This is a genomic window from Sediminibacter sp. Hel_I_10 (assembly GCF_000688335.1).
Lineage (GTDB): Bacteria > Bacteroidota > Bacteroidia > Flavobacteriales > Flavobacteriaceae > Psychroserpens.
This window is the reverse complement of record NZ_JHZX01000001.1, coordinates 579,019-597,827: the sequence shown is the minus strand read 5'-3', so window position 1 is coordinate 597,827 and position 18,809 is coordinate 579,019. Positions and strand designations below refer to the sequence as shown.

The 18,809-nt window shown below is 37.9% G+C and carries 17 protein-coding genes; 12 read left to right on the top strand and 5 right to left on the bottom strand.

Annotated elements, in window-relative coordinates; genetic code table 11:
• Positions 1–347: 347 nt before the first annotated feature.
• The 5 genes from P176_RS0102645 to P176_RS0102620 all read right to left on the bottom strand — a co-directional run bounded on the left by P176_RS0102645 (position 348) and on the right by P176_RS0102620 (position 5,087).
• Complete coding sequence (locus P176_RS0102645) at positions 348–569, bottom strand: DUF2795 domain-containing protein (RefSeq protein WP_010177336.1); 222 nt, start codon at positions 567–569, stop codon at positions 348–350.
• Between the two features lie 148 nt (positions 570–717).
• A complete protein-coding gene (locus P176_RS0102640) occupies positions 718–1,293 on the bottom strand; it encodes a cob(I)yrinic acid a,c-diamide adenosyltransferase (protein ID WP_026753241.1) in 576 nt (191 codons plus the stop codon).
• A gap of 329 nt (positions 1,294–1,622) precedes the next feature.
• Entirely contained in the window at positions 1,623–2,306 is a 684-nt protein-coding gene (locus P176_RS0102630; RefSeq protein WP_026753240.1) for an ABC transporter ATP-binding protein, read from the bottom strand.
• Between the two features lie 89 nt (positions 2,307–2,395).
• Positions 2,396–3,166: an O-methyltransferase gene (locus P176_RS0102625; protein ID WP_026753239.1), complete on the bottom strand. Its 771-nt coding sequence runs from the start codon at positions 3,164–3,166 to the stop codon at positions 2,396–2,398.
• A gap of 52 nt (positions 3,167–3,218) precedes the next feature.
• Positions 3,219–5,087 (bottom strand): ABC-F family ATP-binding cassette domain-containing protein, encoded by a 1,869-nt coding sequence (locus P176_RS0102620; RefSeq protein WP_026753238.1) that lies wholly within the window; start codon positions 5,085–5,087, stop codon positions 3,219–3,221.
• Positions 5,088–5,553: 466 nt separating this feature from the next.
• Between P176_RS0102620 and P176_RS0102615 the strand changes: the two genes are divergently transcribed.
• From P176_RS0102615 to P176_RS18875, 12 genes are all read left to right on the top strand, one after another.
• The gene (locus P176_RS0102615) at positions 5,554–6,348 is read left to right on the top strand and encodes a polysaccharide biosynthesis/export family protein (protein ID WP_026753237.1); all 795 of its coding nucleotides are present in this window, start codon (positions 5,554–5,556) and stop codon (positions 6,346–6,348) included.
• Positions 6,349–6,359: 11 nt separating this feature from the next.
• Positions 6,360–8,849 (top strand): polysaccharide biosynthesis tyrosine autokinase, encoded by a 2,490-nt coding sequence (locus tag P176_RS0102610; protein WP_026753236.1) that lies wholly within the window; start codon positions 6,360–6,362, stop codon positions 8,847–8,849.
• A gap of 8 nt (positions 8,850–8,857) precedes the next feature.
• On the top strand, positions 8,858–9,448 hold the full coding sequence (locus P176_RS0102605) for a sugar transferase (RefSeq protein WP_026753235.1): 591 nt from the start codon (positions 8,858–8,860) through the stop codon (positions 9,446–9,448).
• Between the two features lie 5 nt (positions 9,449–9,453).
• Positions 9,454–10,743, top strand: a complete 1,290-nt coding sequence (locus P176_RS0102600) for a nucleotide sugar dehydrogenase (protein WP_026753234.1) — start codon at positions 9,454–9,456, stop codon at positions 10,741–10,743.
• Entirely contained in the window at positions 10,743–11,732 is a 990-nt protein-coding gene (locus P176_RS0102595; protein WP_026753233.1) for an SDR family oxidoreductase, read from the top strand. The genes P176_RS0102600 and P176_RS0102595 overlap by 1 nt, the downstream gene beginning before the upstream one ends.
• A 198-nt stretch (positions 11,733–11,930) precedes the next feature.
• On the top strand, positions 11,931–12,797 hold the full coding sequence (locus P176_RS0102590) for an ABC transporter permease (protein ID WP_026753232.1): 867 nt from the start codon (positions 11,931–11,933) through the stop codon (positions 12,795–12,797).
• A gap of 81 nt (positions 12,798–12,878) precedes the next feature.
• On the top strand, positions 12,879–14,174 hold the full coding sequence (locus P176_RS0102585; protein WP_026753231.1) for a polysaccharide ABC transporter ATP-binding protein: 1,296 nt from the start codon (positions 12,879–12,881) through the stop codon (positions 14,172–14,174).
• Entirely contained in the window at positions 14,161–14,976 is an 816-nt protein-coding gene (locus P176_RS0102580; protein ID WP_026753230.1) for a sulfotransferase domain-containing protein, read from the top strand. The genes P176_RS0102585 and P176_RS0102580 overlap by 14 nt, the downstream gene beginning before the upstream one ends.
• 4 nt (positions 14,977–14,980) lie before the next feature.
• Complete coding sequence (locus tag P176_RS0102575; protein WP_197022133.1) at positions 14,981–15,886, top strand: bifunctional 2-polyprenyl-6-hydroxyphenol methylase/3-demethylubiquinol 3-O-methyltransferase UbiG; 906 nt, start codon at positions 14,981–14,983, stop codon at positions 15,884–15,886.
• The gene (locus P176_RS0102570) at positions 15,883–17,157 is read left to right on the top strand and encodes a glycosyltransferase (protein ID WP_026753228.1); all 1,275 of its coding nucleotides are present in this window, start codon (positions 15,883–15,885) and stop codon (positions 17,155–17,157) included. The genes P176_RS0102575 and P176_RS0102570 overlap by 4 nt, the downstream gene beginning before the upstream one ends.
• 4 nt (positions 17,158–17,161) lie before the next feature.
• Positions 17,162–17,965, top strand: coding sequence for a glycosyltransferase family 2 protein (locus P176_RS0102565; protein ID WP_037348652.1), 804 nt, complete (start codon positions 17,162–17,164; stop codon positions 17,963–17,965).
• The gene (locus P176_RS18875; RefSeq protein WP_051605378.1) at positions 17,937–18,755 is read left to right on the top strand and encodes a glycosyltransferase; all 819 of its coding nucleotides are present in this window, start codon (positions 17,937–17,939) and stop codon (positions 18,753–18,755) included. Before P176_RS0102565 ends, P176_RS18875 begins: the two co-directional genes overlap by 29 nt.
• Positions 18,756–18,809 lie beyond the last annotated feature (54 nt).

Genomic DNA, 18,809 nt, shown 5'->3' with positions numbered 1-18,809 from the left:
GTTTATGACGCCAATGGCGTGTTTTTATATCTATTTCTAAGGTATACTTGTATACCAATATGATTTGGCGGTATCTATCAATACCTTTTTTTATATACGGTGTAACCGTTGTTATGAGGTTACTTTGGCTATTGTGATGGCATCTTCAGTGCTATACGCAATTAGGGATCAAATATAATAGTTGTTGTCTTTTTACGATAGTTTCTCCTTAATAATTATTAGTCCAATACCCTTTTCTAACGGGGCTGATGTTGTGTTCCATTTCCGTAGAAAAAGGCACAAAAAAAGTCTCTAGAAGAGACTTTTTGATTGTACGTATGCTTAAAATAACTTGATCGTCAAGTTGTTTAATATTCATCTTCATTCCACAGATAGTCTTCATCTGTTGGATAATCGGACCAAATTTCCTCAATGGAATCGTAAGAATCGCCTTCATCTTCTATCGCCTGCAAGTTTTCAACCACCTCTAAAGGGGCACCTGTTCTAATAGCGTAGTCAATTAATTCGTCTTTAGTAGCCGGCCAAGGTGCATCGCTTAAATAAGATGCCAGTTCTAATGTCCAATACATGTGTTGTGTGTTTAATTTTTTGCAAAAATAAAATTATACTTGAAACTGTCAAGGAAAAAACGAATTAATTCACAATAATTTAAAAGAACTTATGATTTTTGCTGTTTTTGAGTCTCATTTCAAGTCATTCTATAAAAGAATGCCAATTTTAATCCTGCTTCTCAGGGATCCATTTTACCTCTTCAGCGTTTAACTCTTGGGTCAACATTCGTGCCAACACAAAGAGGTAGTCAGAAAGTCGGTTGAGATAGGTTAAACTTTCGGGTTGAAATGGCTCAAGATCATTAAGAGCACTTGCTAAACGTTCAGCACGTCTGCAGACACAGCGGGCGATGTGACAGAATGACACGGTTTGATGTCCGCCAGGCAATACAAAATGTGTCATCTGTGGAAGTTTGGCATCCATGGCATCCATTTCAGTTTCCAATTGGGTAATATCTTCTTCGGAAATTTTAGGGATGTTCAACCGTTCTTTACCGTTTTTAAGGGTTGACTTTTCAGGATCTGTCGCAAGAATGGCGCCCACAGTAAATAATTTGTTTTGAATATTCATCAAAACCTGTTTGTGGTGGTCGTTGATCTCTTGGTCTCTAATCAAACCCAGATGAGAGTTGAGCTCATCTACGGTGCCGTAACTTTCAATTCTTATATGGTGCTTAGGCACACGGGTTCCACCAAATAAAGCGGTGGTGCCTTTATCTCCTGTTCTTGTATAAATTTTCATGACTGCAATTTAAGGGTTTTCCGAAGATTTTAGAATAGGAATCTCTGATTTTGTATTTGAAATCATTACAGATTTAAGCCAAAAATAGAAGATGAGATTCTAGCAATAGTGCTTTTGAAGCTGAATGATTGTAAGCGAGGAATTGTAAGAGATCATGGCAAAGATGTTCTAAACCAGCCTATTTAAAACGGCGTCTGTTCTTTTTTTACGGTAAGCTTCTTTAAACAGATCCCGGTCTTTAGGGTTTCTGGTGCTACCAATAACAAAAGTAATGATCACAAAAGCAATGATAAAAATGACGAGCATGCTGTAAGGAAGGATCGTTTGGATTAGTTGTAGGTATCACTTTCAATAATGCCATCTCGCAATCTAATGACCCGCTTGGCATGTGCGGCAATGTCTTCTTCGTGTGTCACCATAATGACGGTGTTGCCTGCTTTATGAATCTCATCAAAGAGGTTCATGATTTCAAAGCCCGTTTTAGAATCGAGATTTCCTGTGGGCTCATCGGCCAAAATAATAGACGGTTTGTTAACTAAGGCTCTACCTACGGCAACACGCTGGCGTTGGCCACCAGAAAGTTGGTTGGGCTTATGGTCCATACGGTCTGCAAGACCCACATCGGTAAGCACTTCTTGGGCGCGTTTGACCCGTTCTGCTTTAGATTTTCCGGCATAGACCATCGGTAGGGCCACGTTGTCTAAAGCGGTAGTTCTTGGTAAGAGGTTAAAGGTTTGAAATACAAAACCAATATCGGTATTTCTAATATCGGCCAAATCATCATCGCCCATTTGGCTCACATCCTTACCGTTTAAAATATAAGAGCCAGAAGTTGGGGTGTCTAAGCAGCCCAGTAAGTTCATCAAGGTAGATTTTCCAGAGCCTGAAGGTCCCATAATGGCCACATATTCGCCGGTCTTGATATCGAGGTCTATCCCTTTTAAAACGTGCACGGTCTCTTGCCCGAGTTGAAAATTACGGATGATGTTTCTAATTTCTATGACGTTGCCCATATTGCCTTGCTTAAGTCTAAACTGCTACTGATTTATGGAAAGTAAAGTTACCCTTTTCCAATGAATATGACGCTTTAAGACGCCATCTGTTACACTCTAATTTTAAAATGTTCTTTGGCTTGCTCTTTTCTGAAGAAAACAAAACCCCAAAAAAACGTATCTAAGGTGACGCTAACCTTTGGATGGTTTTTGATGCGTTCCCAAGCATTGGTCATGTCTTTAGACCAATAAATATCGTCAAAAATAAAAAGGCTGTCATTATGAGCGGTTGTGAGGAGCTCTTCAAAATAGTGCAAGGTTGCTGCACCGTTGTGATGTCCGTCTATAAACATAAGATCAAAGCGCTTTTCTTTTAACTTCGGAAGGCTGGTTTCAAAAGTATCATTGATAAGCGTCACATTTTTAATTTGGAAGTTGTCAAGCTGTTGTTTGGCAACGGCATGTGTTTGTGGGCAGCCTTCAACAGAGGTGACCTTACTGGTATCATGACCTAAAGCTAGGGCATGAGTTGCAATCCCTAAGGAGGTGCCCAGCTCTAAAGTTTCCGAAGGCTTAAAATAACCAGCTAGTCTATAGGCTAATTTGGCACGTTTTAAGGACGTTCCCGCCGTTTTTGCCATTTTGGAAATGGACCTTTTAGAAGACTTGAAGACTTTGGAACCAGAACCAAAGTCTGTAATGTCTATGCTGGTCTTTGTTTGTAACAATGCCGCTCTATAAGCCTTGAGTTGTGGATAAGCCTTGTGTCTTTTACGGTCATAAAAGCACTTGGTGACCAAATTATACACAAAAGGGGAGTGCACCCCATGTTGATTGGTGGCAGCGCGCAAGAATTTTATGTATTGAATGATCTGGTACACGTTTTGGTTTTACATGCCTTAAAGAACGGTAATAGCGACATTCTATATGGGTTTATAAGCCCAACTTTTCTGCGAGTTCAAACCAGCGTGCTTCCTTCTCTGCAATGTCGTCAATAATAACTTGCAGTTTTTGGGAAAGCGCATTGATTTGGTCTTGAGACAATGAAGCATCTGTAAACTTGGCCTCCATGGCTTTTTTATCCAGTTCTAAAGACCTGATTTTGCTTTCAAGATTTTTGTATTCCTTTTGTTCGTTATAAGATAATTTTTCGGCTTGGTTTTTTTGTTCTTGGCTTTCGGTTGAAGACGTCTCGGTCTGGTTTGTTTCAGTTTCCGAAGGTAAATCTGCCGCATAATCCCTATAGTCGGAGTAATTTCCGGGGAAATCCTGTACTTCACCATCTCCTTTGAAAACGAATAGGTGATCTACAATTTTATCCATGAAATAACGATCGTGTGATACCACTAATAAACAACCTGGGAAGTCTAAAAGAAAATCCTCCAGAATGTTTAAGGTAATGATGTCTAAATCGTTTGTAGGCTCATCTAAAATCAAAAAGTTAGGGTTTTGAATCAAGACGGTACAGAGGTACAAACGCTTTTGTTCACCTCCACTCAATTTTTCTACAAAGTCATGCTGCTTTTTTCCGTCAAATAAAAAACGTTCCAAAAGTTGCTTGGCACTAATTTGTCGGCCTTTGGCCAATGGAATGAATTCACCATAAGCTTTGATCACATCAATCACCTTTTGTTGTGGCTTCACCTTGATGCCCCCTTGGGTATAATAACCAAACTTTACTGTTTCTCCGAGTACGATCTTGCCGCCATCAGGTTCCATGCTATTGGTTAACATATTGAGGAAGGTGGATTTTCCGGTGCCGTTTTTTCCAATGATACCGATCCGTTCGCCACGCTTAAAGTTGTAATTAAAGCCATCTAAGATCACTTTATCTTTAAAGGATTTAGAGACATTATGAAACTCCACAGTTTTACTGCCCAAACGTTCCATATTGATTTCTAGCTGAATGGTATGATCCTTTCGGCGTTGGTGTGCCCGTTTTTTAATGTCTGTAAAGTCATCAATACGAGACTTTGACTTGGTGGTACGCGCCTTTGGTTGGCGACGCATCCAGTCCAGCTCTTTTTTAAAGAGTTGTTTGGCTTTACCCGTCTCTACCTGTTCTTGGGAAATTCGGCTCTCTTTTTGTTCCAGATAGTAAGAGTAATTGCCTTTATAGGTATAAAGTTGGCCTTGGTCTAATTCTATAATTTCGTTGCACACGCGCTCTAAAAAATAACGGTCGTGTGTTACCATAAATAATGTGAATTGCGACTTGGCGAAGTATTGCTCTAGCCACTCAATCATTTCGAGATCTAAGTGGTTGGTAGGTTCATCAAGTACCAAGAGGTCGGGATTGCTAATGAGTGCTTGGGCCAGAGCGAGGCGTTTTATTTGTCCGCCAGACATGGTCTTGATCTTTTGATCGAGGTGTTCCAATTGCAACTGAAAGAGAATTTGCTTGAAGCGCACTTCAAATTCCCAAGCATTGTGCAGGTCCATAAGTTCAAAGGCCTTTTGGTAATTTTCGGTATCCTCAGGATTAAGGAGTGCTTTTTCATAGCTCTCAATGATCTTAAGAATGGGCATATCACCATCAAAAATGGCTTGCTCAATAGTTAACTCGGGGTTGAACTCTGGTGATTGTGACAAAAAGGAGACGCGAAGGCCGTTACGCATAACGATCTGTCCCGTATCTGGGGTGTCATCTCCAGAGAGTATGTTTAGGATTGAGGTTTTTCCGCTGCCATTTTTTGCAACAAAAGCAATCTTATCATCTTTGTGGATGCTAAAGGAAAGATCTTGAAAGAGTTCTAGCTCTCCATAAGATTTTGAGATGTTTTCGACGTTGACGTAGTTCAAAGCAATTTTTTTGCAAAGAAAACGATATTATTTGGTTGATGGGTATTTTTTTCCATAGAAGAGCGAATGGGTTTAAAAGTATTTGGAACAAAGAACAAAGAAACTAGTACTTAGAATCAAGAACTGAGTATTAAGTATTCAGTATCAAGACCTGTTCCATGAGAGGCGTGTTTTCTGGGTATTAGAGATTAGATAATATGGACGCGGTGCGTTTTAAGTTCATCTAAATGCATGGATTTGAATGGCGAGACTTGGCCTTGTCAATTGTGAGTAGAGCAATAGCTAAAGTTGAATGCTAACTATGGGATACTGGCAAGGCGGAGGTTGTATTCAAAACTGAAGACGGATCTTTAATAAGGATGGTAATGCATCAAATCTATTTATGGTTATGATTTCAAAAAAATGCCCTTTAGTTTTAATATTAAGGGCGAACACCTATATTTGTGACGCAACAAGCGACTTTGGCATGAATAGAATTTTACTGATTATAGGATTGATATTGTGTATGATATCAACCTCCTGTATTCCCCACAAAGACATTGTCTATCTTCAAGAAAAAAACACGACAACAGATTCTTTACAAGTTATGGTAGAGCAGCCAAAGCCCTACCGTGTACAAATTAATGATATTCTCAATATTAGAATCAAAGTCTTGGATCAAGATGATGTGACTATTTTTAATCCTATAGGTGAGGGTAATTTGAGCGCAAGTGCTGCTGAAAGGGCTTATTTTGACGGTTTTACGGTTGATTTGCATGGTATGATAAGAATCCCTGAACTTGGGGAGTTGAATGTGTTGGGATTTACTACTGAGGCTATAGAAAAAAGGATTAAAGCCAAGCTTTTAGAAGAGCAGTTTAAGGAAACGGCCAATATCTTTATCACCGTTAAATTGGCGGGTTTACGTTACACGGCTATGGGTGAAGTGGGCAGTCCTGGGAGTCAGGTTTTATTTCAAGACCGGGTGAATATCTTTCAAGCCATCGCCAATGTAGGAGAGATCCCCGTTACGGGAGATCGGAAGCAGGTCAAGATTATTAGGCAGTATCCCCAAGGACAACAAATTCATATGTTGGATTTAACCGATATTAACGTCATGCAATCCCCCTATTATTACATCCAGCCCAATGATATGATTTATGTAATGCCTTTAAAAGAAAAAACCTATGGTACAGGGATTACTGGTATCGATACGTTTAGAACTGCAGTTACTATTCTAAGTTTCTTGGGAACTACCATTTTGCTAATCGACCGTTTATAGTTAAAAGAGTTATGTCAGAATTTGAACATCAAGATCATGATCAGGCCGAACCAGGAGGAACGAGCTTCGATTTTAGAGGCTATCTCTTCAAAGTCTTAAATCTTTGGAAGTTTGTCTTGGTATGCATTGGTGTGGCCCTCATTGTTGCATATTTGATAAATGTGAGAAAACAGAGCGTTTACAGATTAAGCTCCCTGATTAATGTAGAAAGTGATCAAAATCCATTTTTTACCGCAAATACCAGTATTTCCTTTAATTGGGGTGGGGTATCTGGTAAAACGGGCAAGGTGATGACGACGGTAAAAACCCGTACCCATAATGAATTGGTGATGGACTCCTTAAAGTATTATATGGAATACTTAAGAGAAGGCAAATACCGCCTAGAGGACATCTATAAAAATGCCCCCTTTGAGCTGCAATTAGACAATAGCAAAGGTCAAATGCTGGGCACACCAATAGGTATTGAGTTCTTGAGTAATGATCGTTTCGAATTGTTTGTAGAGTTTGAGTCTGAGGGAATTCAAACTCAACGTTATGGTGACAAGTTAAAAGCTGCAGCAAAAGTGCCTCTTGGTTTGTTTAGGCAAGCGTTTTCCATCGGGGAGCCCATCAATCTGCCTTTTTTTAATGGGATGATTATACCACGTATTGGTAAATCTCCAAAAAAGGGAGATATCTACTTTTTTAGATTTCTTAATTTTGATTCGGTGGTTAATCAATATCAAAACGGGATGATTATCAATCCCTTTTCCGGTAATGCATCCTCAGTACTGCAGTTAAGTTTGTCTGGAAATAATAAATCCAAAATTGTAGATTATCTAAATGCTACCACGGCGATTTTAAGTAGTACAGAGTTAGAGCGTAAAAACTTGTACGCTACAAATACCATTAAATTTATTGACAGTAGCTTAAATGCTGTTAACGATGACTTAAAGGATGTTACGGACGAAATGAACAGTTTTAGAAAGGAAAACCAGCTGTTTGACGTCACTGCTGAAATGACCATGATCACCGAAAAGCTGAGAGGGTTTGATGTACGAAAGGAAGAAGAGGAGATGAAACTCAATTATCTTAATTTCCTAGAAAATTATCTTCGAACCAAAACCGACTACACCAAAATTGCAGCACCTACATCTGTAGGGATAGATGAAAATAATATCATCTCGAGCGTTGCTAAAATACAGGCTTTGGCTACTGAACGACAGGCAAAGGAATATACGGTACAAGAAGGAAATTTGATTTTTAAGGATATTGATCGCCAAATTGATGCTGAAAAAAATGTGCTGTTAGAAACCATCAATACCACTAAGCAAACTATTGGTCTTAATTTAAACTCGCTTAATAAAACCATTGCCCGATTAGAGGCTGATCTCAATGACCTTCCTGAAGATCAACAACAATATTTAAAGATTCAACGGAAGTTGAATATGAGTCAAGAAGCTTACAATGTCTATCTTACCAAACGTGGTGAGGCGGCTATTGTAAAGGCGGCAAACGTTTCGGATATTACCTCTATTGATGAGGCTAAGGATATTGGGGGTGGTCGCATAGGACCAAATCATAGTTTGAACTATATGATGGCTTTGATGATTGGTTTTTTTAGTCCCATGTTCTTAATTTTTGTGGTGTTTTTGTTAGATAATACCATTCATGGTTCTGACGAGGTGGAACGTTTGTCTAACATTCCCATCCTAGGTTTGATTGGAAAGTACAATTACAAAAACAACCTAGTGGTTTTTGAAAAGCCAAAGTCTGCCGTGGCGGAGTCTTTTAGGGCCATCCGATCTAGTTTACAGTTTTTGTATAAAAAACAGGGGGAAGGTAATCTCGGTAAAACTTTGATGATTACCTCTTCGGTGAGTGGGGAAGGGAAGACCTTTACCTCTATTAATATTGCTACAGTATATGCCCTAAGCGGTAAAAAAACCATTTTATTGGGTCTGGATTTAAGAAAACCAAAAATCTTTGGTGATTTTGAGATCACTAATGATTTGGGAATGGTCAATTATTTGATCGGGGAAAGCAGCTTGGAGGAGATTAGAACCAATACTCAAATAGCCAATCTCGATGTAATTCCATCAGGTCCTGTACCGCCAAATCCTTCAGAATTATTAATGTCTGATCAATTAAAAGAACTCATCACTCAATTACGTCAAACCTATGACATGATTGTTTTGGATACCCCACCTTTGGGCTTGGTGACCGATGCACTGGAATTAACCCAGTACGCAGACGCTACCATTTTTATGGTACGTTTGGATTATACCAAGAAGGGGATGCTCTCTTTAATTAACGCAAAACACCGTGTTGGTGAGGTCAAAAACATCAGTTTTGTTCTAAACTTTTACAAACACAAGACCAACCATAATTATGGCTATGGCTATGGCTACGGCTATGGTTACGGTTATGGTTATGGGGTCTATGGGAACGCCTATCATGAGGGTGACGGAAAACGATCCATCTTTAGGCGTTTGAAACGCTTCTTTAGAGAGCAGATTTAACTTTTTAAATGATCACTTCAAAACAGTTAGTTTTCAAGCGTGCCTTTGATCTCGTACTTAGCGTATTCTTGCTGCCCGTTTTGATAGTTCCTATAGTACTGCTTATCATTTTATCTATAGTAGAGACTAAAGCCTTTGGGATTTTTGTACAACAACGTGTGGGTCAATTTGGACGTCCCTTTCAAATTTATAAAATCAGAACGCTTAATAATGACGTGCATCAGCTCGGGCATCTTGAGAAAGCGGCGACGCCGTTGGGGCGGTTGATACGGCGGTATAAGCTGGATGAATTACCGCAATTGTTTAACGTTATCTTAGGGCAGATGAGTTTTGTGGGACCGAGACCCGATCTGTTTGGGTTTGCCGATCTGCTTGAAGGAGAAGATCGTATCATTCTAAAGGTCAAACCTGGGATTACGGGACCGGCCACACTTAAATACAGGCATGAGGAAAAGTTGTTATCTCAGCAAAAAGACCCAGAGCTATATAACCGTTTGGTAATTTGGAAAGATAAGGTGGAAATCAATAAACACTACGTGCAGAATTGGAGTTTTTCCTTAGATTTGAAACTTATTATAAAATCCATAAAAGCATCATGAGCCATATGCAACACAAGAAAATCACCATTATTGGTTTAGGCTATGTGGGGCTGCCCTTAGCCGTAGAATTTGCCAAGAAATACCAGGTGGTGGGGTTTGATATCAATAGCCAACGCGTTACCGAATTGAATGCGGGGCGCGATAAAACCTTGGAAGTTACTTCGGAAGACCTAAAATCGGTTCTAGTGACGGCACATGAAGCGGCACATGGTTTATTAGTTTCTGATGAGGTTGCGGCTATTGCCGATTCTGATATATACATTGTGACGGTGCCAACACCTACAGATGCCCTAAAGAAACCGGTGTTTACGCCGCTTATCAAATCTAGTGAAACCGTAGGGCGGGTATTGTCTCAAGGCAATATCGTTATTTATGAATCTACAGTATACCCAGGTGTTACCGAAGAACTTTGTGTGCCCATTTTAGAAGAACAGTCAGGCTTAAGCTTTAATACCGATTTCTTTGCAGGCTATTCGCCAGAACGCATCAACCCAGGCGATAAATTTCATACGGTCACTAAAATCCTTAAAGTGACCTCAGGCTCCACGCCAGAGATTGCCGAAGAGGTGGATCAATTGTATCAATCCATTATCACCGCAGGTACGTTTAAGGCGGCGTCTATAAAGGTAGCCGAAGCAGCCAAAGTGATTGAGAATTCCCAACGCGACATCAATATTGCTTTTGTAAATGAGCTGTCTAAAATCTTTAGATTGTTAGATATTGATACCAAAGCAGTATTGGAAGCTGCGGGCACTAAGTGGAACTTTATTAAGTTCTCACCAGGTTTGGTTGGCGGGCATTGTATTGGGGTAGATCCCTATTATTTAGCCCAAAAGGCCATTGAGTCTGGCTATGACCCTGAGATCATATTGGCAGGCCGTAAATTAAACGATAGTATGGGGCCTTACGTGGCTACCGAAACCATCAAGCTGATGATTAAGAAAGGCGCGCGTATTAAAGATGCGCGTGTATTGGTATTAGGGATTACTTTTAAAGAGAACTGTCCAGATATCAGAAACTCTCGAGTGATTGATATTATTGAAGAATTTAAAACCTACGATGTCGATGTGGACGTTTATGATCCTTGGGCATCTGCTGAAGAGGTACAGCACGAATATAAGCTAGATCTTATTACAGAAGCCAAACAGTTACGATCTGATTATGATGCCATTGTTCTAGCGGTTGCTCACAATGAATTTTTAAGTATGGACCTTCAAGCGTTGAAGTCGGACATTGGGGTTATCTTTGACGTCAAGTCCTTATTGCCTTATCACCTATCAGATGCCAGATTATAATGTATAACACTAATTATCACAACTGCGACCTTTCAAAACTTCAAATTTTAGTCACCGGTGGCGCAGGCTTTATCGGTTCTAACTTGGTGCGTTATTTATTAAAGCATGGCGTTAAAAAAGTACGTGTGCTTGATGATTTTTCTAACGGACATCGGCACAATCTGACTGATTTTAGCGATCTGCCTAATTTTGAATTGGTGGAAGGCGATATTCGCGATTTAGAAACCTGTAAAAGCGCGATGGAAGGGATGGATTATGTGTCTCACCAAGCGGCTTTGGGTTCGGTGCCACGTTCTATTCATGATCCTGCAACGACTAATGCGGTTAATATCAGTGGCTTTTTAAATATGCTGATTGCCTTAAAGGATAGCGATAGCGTGAAGCGTATGGTGTATGCTGCCTCTAGTTCTACTTATGGCGATAGCAAAAATTTACCTAAAGTTGAAGAGACCATTGGTAGCCCCTTATCACCTTATGCTGTTACCAAATACGTCAATGAACTCTATGCTGAGGTCTTCGGTAGCACCTATGATACCGATGTGATTGGGTTGCGGTATTTTAATGTGTTTGGCCCAAACCAAAGCTCAGAAGGGGCTTATGCGGCAGTGATTCCCTTGTTTATGCAAGCTTTAAAAGACGACACCTCTCCTCAAATCAATGGCGATGGTGAGCAAACTCGTGATTTTACATTCGTTGCCAATGCGGTTCAAGCCAATGTCAAAGCATTTTTTGCATCTAAGGATGCCAAAAATGAGGTGTTTAACGTGGCTTGCGGAGAACGCATTAGTGTTAATGGCCTATGGGCCTCTCTAAACACTGCCGCCAACAAGAAGATTTCTGCCCAATATGGTCCCGAACGTCAAGGCGATGTTCGCGATTCTTTGGCCAATATTTCTAAAGCCCAACGTTTATTGGGGTATGATCCCGAATATTCGGTAGGAGAAGGACTGAAAATCACTTGGGATTGGTGGATTGAGCATATGCGCTAAATTGCTAAGTTCATCTACTTTTAAGTGTCATAAAATATCATTAGAGTGCAATTGATCAAATCGAGTATGTCGATGAGTTTTTTATTACTTAATTCATTTTGTTATTTTCTTGATTTAGATCTACTTCAATAATTTTAAGACTCAAATTTCTATTTCTTTGGGTTATTGTTATCTTAGCCCTATCATAAACCTGCTATTTTGAACACTGCCCAAAACGACGATTGGCTTTATACAATATCCTCAAAACGAAAGTTAATAGACCTTAACTTTAAAGAAATCTGGCGGTATAGGGATCTGCTTTTACTCTTTGTAAAACGGGATATTGTTACCGTCTATAAGCAGACCATTTTGGGGCCGCTGTGGTATTTGATACAGCCCTTGTTTACCTCGGTGATCTTTACCTTGGTATTTAACAACCTTGGCAGTATCAGCACTGACGGAGTTCCGCCATTTTTGTTTAACCTTGCAGGAATTACAGCTTGGAATTACTTTAACAGCTGTTTATCTGGAACTAGTGATACTTTTAAACAGAACGCTGGGATTTTCGGGAAGGTTTATTTCCCAAGGGTCATCATGCCTATGTCGGTGACCATCTCCAACTTGTTAAAATTCTTTATACAGTTATTTATATTTACGGGTTTTTATATTTATTACTATAGCAATGGGGCCGAGGTGTCCCTTAGCAGTAATCTCTTGCTCTTTCCCGTGTATGTCATCATGATGGCCTTATTGGGTCTGGGTGCCGGGATGATCTTATCTTCCATGACCACAAAATATCGGGATATGAGCGTGGTCATTGGGTTTGCAGTATCCTTGTTAATGTACATGTCGGCAGTACCTTACCCTTTGTCAGAAGCGCGTAAAAAATTCCCAGAACTTGTCGCTAATTTTGTAGAATACAATCCCGTAAGTCAAATTATTGAGGGGTTTCGGTATATGCTATTGAGTACAGGCACATTTAGTTGGGCTGGTTTTTTATACACCCTGTTATGTAGTGTGGTCTTATTTTTAATAGGGATTGTGGTGTTCAATAAAACGGAGAAGACGTTTATTGATACTGTGTAATACCCTAAATCCCCGAAGGGGACTTTAAAAGAAGGCATTTGGATAGGCTTTATGTAAAGTTTTTGAATTTAGAAGAGGACAATGAAAGAAGATAGTAACGATATCATTTTAAAAGCAGAAAACATCAGCAAGCAGTACCGCTTGGGTTTGGTGGGCACTGGGACGCTCAGTCATGACCTGAACCGCTGGTGGCATCGGGTGCGTGGTAAGGAAGATCCTTTTTTAAAGGTGGGTTCTGTTAATGACCGTAGCGCCAAGGCCGATAGTGACTATGCTTGGGCGTTGCGAGATATTAATTTTGAAGTACAACGTGGTGAGATACTGGGTATTATCGGTAAAAATGGTGCTGGAAAATCAACCCTTTTAAAAATATTATCACGGGTTACTAGCCCAACCACAGGAGAAATTAAGACCAAAGGACGTATTGCGTCCTTATTGGAAGTAGGTACCGGTTTTCACCCAGAATTGACGGGACGTGAAAATATCTACCTGAATGGTGCCATTCTAGGCATGAGCAAAAGCGAAATTAAAGCCAAAGAAGAAGAAATTATTGAGTTCTCTGGTTGCCAACGTTATGTAGATACGCCTGTAAAACGCTATTCCTCTGGGATGCGGGTACGTTTGGCCTTTGCGGTAGCGGCCCATTTAGAGCCTGATATTTTGGTGATTGATGAGGTCTTGGCCGTAGGTGATGCCGAGTTTCAAAAAAAGGCCATCGGGAAGATGCAGGATATTAGTAAAGGCGATGGGAGAACGGTGTTGTTTGTGAGTCATAACATGGCAGCGGTAAAGAGTTTGTGTACTAGAGCAATTGTTTTAGAAAATGGGATTAGTGTTTTTGAAGGAGGAACGGATGAGGCTGTAGATTTTTATTTGAATAATGAGAATCAAAATACAAATTCAGGGAAAGTTAGTTTTACAGAGATCTATTCCAAAAACAAAATTTTAAAATTAGTTACTTGTGCAACAACAGACACAAAATTAAAAATACGGTCTACTTTTATGCAGTCTGAAGCAATACGGATTGAGTTGATTTTTGAATTATCTGATGTTTTAAAAGGTTTTCGATTTAATATTGCAGTAAAAAATCCAGCAGGAGTAGTTGCTTTTGCGACCAGTTCACACGAGTTAACTCAAAATGGACTCGGAAAAGGAAGACATTATTTAGAATTGATAATTCCTGGTTACTTGCTAAATAAGACAAGGTATACTTTGGCTCTCAATGCAGGTGTACCAGGACAAGAGGTTTTAATTGATCCTTTTGATGTTTTGTATGTAGATATTGAAGGTGAACATGCTAGTGGCTCTACCTTCGTAGAAAAATGGCCGGGTATAGTGTCGCCTAAATTAAATTGGATGCTAAATGAAGACCATTAGAAAAAAGATAAAAAGCATTATAAAGCTTGATAAGTACGTACAGCAAAACCTGAATAGGGTAATGGCTGCTAATCAGTTTATTCCAATCGAAAAAACAGAGCCTCAAGATATTTATATCGCTGGCTTTCCAAAATCTGGAAATACGTGGATGCAAAACCTTATAGCGGGTGTTGTTTTTGGAATAGACACAGCCCTGTTACCAGATAGTTTGACTCAAGAACTCGTTCCAGATGTTCATGGAAAATCTTTTTACAAGCGATTTCACAACATAACGTTCTTTAAAAGCCATGATTTGCCTAGGCCTCATATGAAAAGAGTCATTCATTTGGTGCGTGATGGTCGTGATGTTATGGTTTCCTATTATGCTATGCAAAGAGCCATGAAAAAGAGTGTAACCTTGGAGGAAATGGTAATTAATGGAAAAGAAGTCATCCCTTCAAAATGGTATGAACATACTAGGCAGTGGATCAGTAACCCGTATAATGCTGATATTTTAGCTTTAAAATATGAAGATTTAATTAATGATCCTTTAAGTGAGATGAAGCGTGTCATGTCGTTTTTAAAAATTGACCGAAGTGAAGAAACCCTTTTACGTTCCATAAATGGAAATTCATTTAATGAGATGAAACGAAAGGAACGTGAGCTTGGTTGGAACAATCAAGATTGGGATAAAAAGGAGGAGTTTATAAGAAAAGGTAAGGTTGGATCTTATAAGGAAGAAATGGCAATAGAACTAATCGCCTTTTTTGAAAATGAAGCTCAAGCTGAATTAAATTATTTTAATTATTTATATGTTAAATAATACTTTGAAATCTACCCTAGTTCCCGAAGCGAATGCTCAATTGATAAAAAAAATCAATATATCACACCTTATTTGGGAGTATGAGAAGTATTTGAAAATTGATGTTTCAGAATATTTTGAAGGGTTAGATGAAATTGGAATTTACCAATGTAATGAAACTCAATATCAATTTTTTTTCCCTTTTGACATTGACGGTAATAGTGAATTTTATGAGAGTTTACAAAATTTTGATTGGTATTATATGCCTTGGAAATGGGAACATGAAATTTCTAAAAATTTGTTCAGGCTTGATGAACATATTTTAGAAATTGGCAGTGGAGGCATGGGCTTTCTTGAAAAATTACAAAATGAAGATTATATGGTTACAGGTCTAGAACTGAATCAAAAGAGCATTAGTCAAGCTAGGAAAAAAAATCTTAATGTTATTGGAGAAACTATTCAACAACATGCCGAATTAAATCAAGAAACATACGATATTGTATGTTCGTATCAAGTTTTAGAACATATTAGTGATGTCAACTCTTTTCTAAAATCTTCTATTGATTGTTTGAAAACAGGTGGTAAAATGATTATTGCAGTCCCAAACAATGATTCTTTTATAAAACACACCGAAGGAGGTGTGCTCAATAAACCGCCGCATCACATGGGATTGTGGAATCCAAAGTCAATATCTCTTTTAGAAAAACATTTCAATGTTAAATTAAATAAAATATATTTTGAACCGCTTCAAGATTATCATGTTAAATGGTATTTTGACACTTTCTATGGAAAATGGATACAGAAAAATAGATTTTTTAAAGGACTACTTAAAAAACAAAAGATCAAAAATGCACTAAAAAAAATTATCGCAACAAATAGAAAGTATATTAAAGGTCATACTATGCTGGCGGTATTTACTAAAACAAAATGAAAATACTCATTGTAAATACATTTGATACCGGAGGAGCAGCTAATGCTTGCCTTCGTTTGCATGAAGGGCTTTTAGAGCAGAATGTCAATGTTAGTTTATTATTAAAGCACCGCATTAAATCATTACCTAGCACTTATAGCTTTAAGCCAATTTCTAAATCCAAAAATAAATGGCAAATTATAAGCTCTAAATTTATAAGTGCTTTAAGATTACTTGGGATATTTGAAAAAAAAGCCGTAATAGAGCAACATACATTTAGAAAAACTAGAAATCAGGGTTTAGAGTTCTTTAGTTTTCCAAACAGTTCTTTTGACATCACACAATCTGAGTTTTATCAAGAGGCTGACATTATCAATCTACATTGGGTTGCCAATTTTTTAGACTATAAAAGTTTTTTTGAGAAAAACACTAAGCCTGTAGTTTGGACTTTGCACGATATGAATCCTTTTACAGGAGGTGAACATTACAATGAAACTATTTTAGGTATGAAAGATGATGGATTTCCGATTACTCGAAAACTGACTACAAGTGAACGCAATGTTTTTCAAAAGAATTTAGATATCAAGGAAAAAGCCCTAGCTATGGTGAGTAATTTGACCATTGTGACGCCATCACGATGGTTAGCTAAAGAAGCTAGAAAAAGTGCGCTTTTTAAAAACAGACCAATCCATTGTATACCCTATGGTATCAATCCCGATATTTTTCAGCCGAGGGATAGCGTTTTTTCTAGGTTAATGTTCCAAATACCGAGCGATAAAAAGGTTATTCTTTTTGTGGCAGACTCCATTAGTAACCATCGTAAAGGATACGTATTTTTGAAAAGAGCTTTTAATATGCTTAATCGAAGTGATGTGGTTTTATGTGCTATTGGATCCAAAAAGAATGATTTGGAAACTACGAGTAACGTGATTGAATTAGGTGCTATTGTTGATGAACGGTTGATGAGTTTAGCTTTTTCTGCAGCCGATGTTTTTGTGATCCCCTCATTGATGGATAACTTACCGAATACAGTATTAGAATCTTTAATGTGTGGCACACCGGTGATTGGTTTTCCAATAGGAGGTATGCCAGATATGATTGAGCATGGAGTAAATGGATTGTTAACCAAAACTGTTGACGCTCCATCCCTTTCTGAAACTTTAAATGAATTTTTGGAATCAATTGAAGCTTTTGATAAGACTGATATAAGATCTAGAGCGTTATTAAAATATAGTTTGAATATTCAGGCTACAAATTATATGAACTTATTTCATGACATTATAAACAACTAATTTGATGCTTATTTCAATAGTTACCATCAATTATAATAATCTAGAGGGTTTAAAAAAAACAATGACAAGTGTTTTGGAGCAGTCCTACCAAGATTTGGAGTATATCGTCATTGATGGTGGCAGTGATGATGGTAGTGCGGCATATATTGAAAAGCATCAAGAAAAGTTAAGCTTCTGGATAAGTGAAGCTGATGCCGGTATATATAATGCAATGAATAAAGGCATAGCAAAAACTTCAGGTGATTACATATTTTTCCTAAATAGTGGTGATTTACTATACGATGGATCAGTAATACAAACTTTTGTGAGTAGTAACCCTGTAGAAGATATCGTTTATGGCCATTTAGAAATTCAAAAAGAACATCGTAGTTGGATCAAAACTTATCCTAAAGTATTGATGTTCTCATATTTTATTAAAGATAGTTTACCACATTCAGGAGCAGGATTTTTTAAAAAAAGTTGTTTTGTTGAAGAATTGTCTTTTTATGATATTAATTTAAAGATTATGGCCGATTGGAAATGGAGTGTTATAGCTCTATTCAAGAAAGGTTATAGTTATAGACTTATTGATTATGTTATAGGGATATTTGAATATGGCCATGGTATAAGCAGTTTACCCGAAAATAGAAAATTACTTAAAAACGAAAGGATGCTTACACTAAATAGTGAATTTAAATACATTTATCCTGAAATAGCATCTCTGCTTGATTTTAAAAAAAATCAAACAAGACTAATGAATTCTAGGTTTTTTAAAATTGCGGCTATCATGAAAAACATATTTGAAAAATATCGAAAATTTGAAAGATGAAATTTTAATATCGGTAATCATCCCCTGTTACAACTCTGAACACACTCTTGAGGACACCTTGAGTTCTTTAAAAGTCCAAGATTTTGACTCTTGGGAAGCTATTATTGTAAATGATGGCTCAACGGATAACTCAGAAGCCATAGCTCTAAAATTTGTAAAACATGATGCCCACTTTAAATATTTTAAAAAGCCGAATGGCGGTTTAGGCTCTGCAAGAAATTTTGGTATTGCAAAGGCTTTAGGTCAATATATTCTACCATTAGATGCAGACAACACGATTAGGCCTCAATTTGCCAAACAGGCATTACTTGTTTTTCAAAAGGATAGTGGACTAGGTGTTGTGTATGGTGATGCAATGTATTTTGGCGAGAAACAGGGGATATGGAAGGTTGGTGGTTTCGATAAATTTAGATTGTTGAGAAAAAATTATATTGACGCTTGTGCCATAATTAAAAAGGAAGTGTTTGATAATTTAGGAGGATATGACGTAAACATGCCTCACCAAGGCAATGAGGATTGGGATTTATGGCTTAGGGTACTGAATTCTAAATATAAATTTCATTATTTGGATGAAATAACTTTTGATTATCGAGTGGTCAAAAATTCAATGATTCGATCATTTGACAAAAAGATGTTTGAGGATAATAGGTTTTACATAAAAAATAAAAATAAAGAACTTTACTTCGAAACGTATAATGATCTTTATAATGAGTTTAATAAACTTCGAATTCGTAAAAATGCTTCTATTTTTCGAAAATTTTTAAGACAAATAAAATTTTTAACTAAATAAATGTTTCTGGAATGATTCATATTTATGAACACTAAACCTTTATTTCATAATTGT

What these genes read in the sequence shown, in the direction of transcription:
- P176_RS0102610 (WP_026753236.1), top strand. Translation starts at nt 6,360, where the DNA reads ATGTCAGAATTTGAACATCAAGATCATGATCAGGCCGAACCAGGAGGA.
- P176_RS0102645 (WP_010177336.1), bottom strand. Translation starts at nt 569, where the DNA reads ATGTATTGGACATTAGAACTGGCATCTTATTTAAGCGATGCACCTTGG.
- P176_RS0102640 (WP_026753241.1), bottom strand. Translation starts at nt 1,293, where the DNA reads ATGAAAATTTATACAAGAACAGGAGATAAAGGCACCACCGCTTTATTT.
- P176_RS0102605 (WP_026753235.1), top strand. Translation starts at nt 8,858, where the DNA reads ATGATCACTTCAAAACAGTTAGTTTTCAAGCGTGCCTTTGATCTCGTA.
- P176_RS0102585 (WP_026753231.1), top strand. Translation starts at nt 12,879, where the DNA reads ATGAAAGAAGATAGTAACGATATCATTTTAAAAGCAGAAAACATCAGC.
- P176_RS0102570 (WP_026753228.1), top strand. Translation starts at nt 15,883, where the DNA reads ATGAAAATACTCATTGTAAATACATTTGATACCGGAGGAGCAGCTAAT.
- P176_RS0102630 (WP_026753240.1), bottom strand. Translation starts at nt 2,306, where the DNA reads ATGGGCAACGTCATAGAAATTAGAAACATCATCCGTAATTTTCAACTC.
- P176_RS0102600 (WP_026753234.1), top strand. Translation starts at nt 9,454, where the DNA reads ATGCAACACAAGAAAATCACCATTATTGGTTTAGGCTATGTGGGGCTG.
- P176_RS0102595 (WP_026753233.1), top strand. Translation starts at nt 10,743, where the DNA reads ATGTATAACACTAATTATCACAACTGCGACCTTTCAAAACTTCAAATT.
- P176_RS0102565 (WP_037348652.1), top strand. Translation starts at nt 17,162, where the DNA reads ATGCTTATTTCAATAGTTACCATCAATTATAATAATCTAGAGGGTTTA.
- P176_RS0102615 (WP_026753237.1), top strand. Translation starts at nt 5,554, where the DNA reads ATGAATAGAATTTTACTGATTATAGGATTGATATTGTGTATGATATCA.
- P176_RS0102580 (WP_026753230.1), top strand. Translation starts at nt 14,161, where the DNA reads ATGAAGACCATTAGAAAAAAGATAAAAAGCATTATAAAGCTTGATAAG.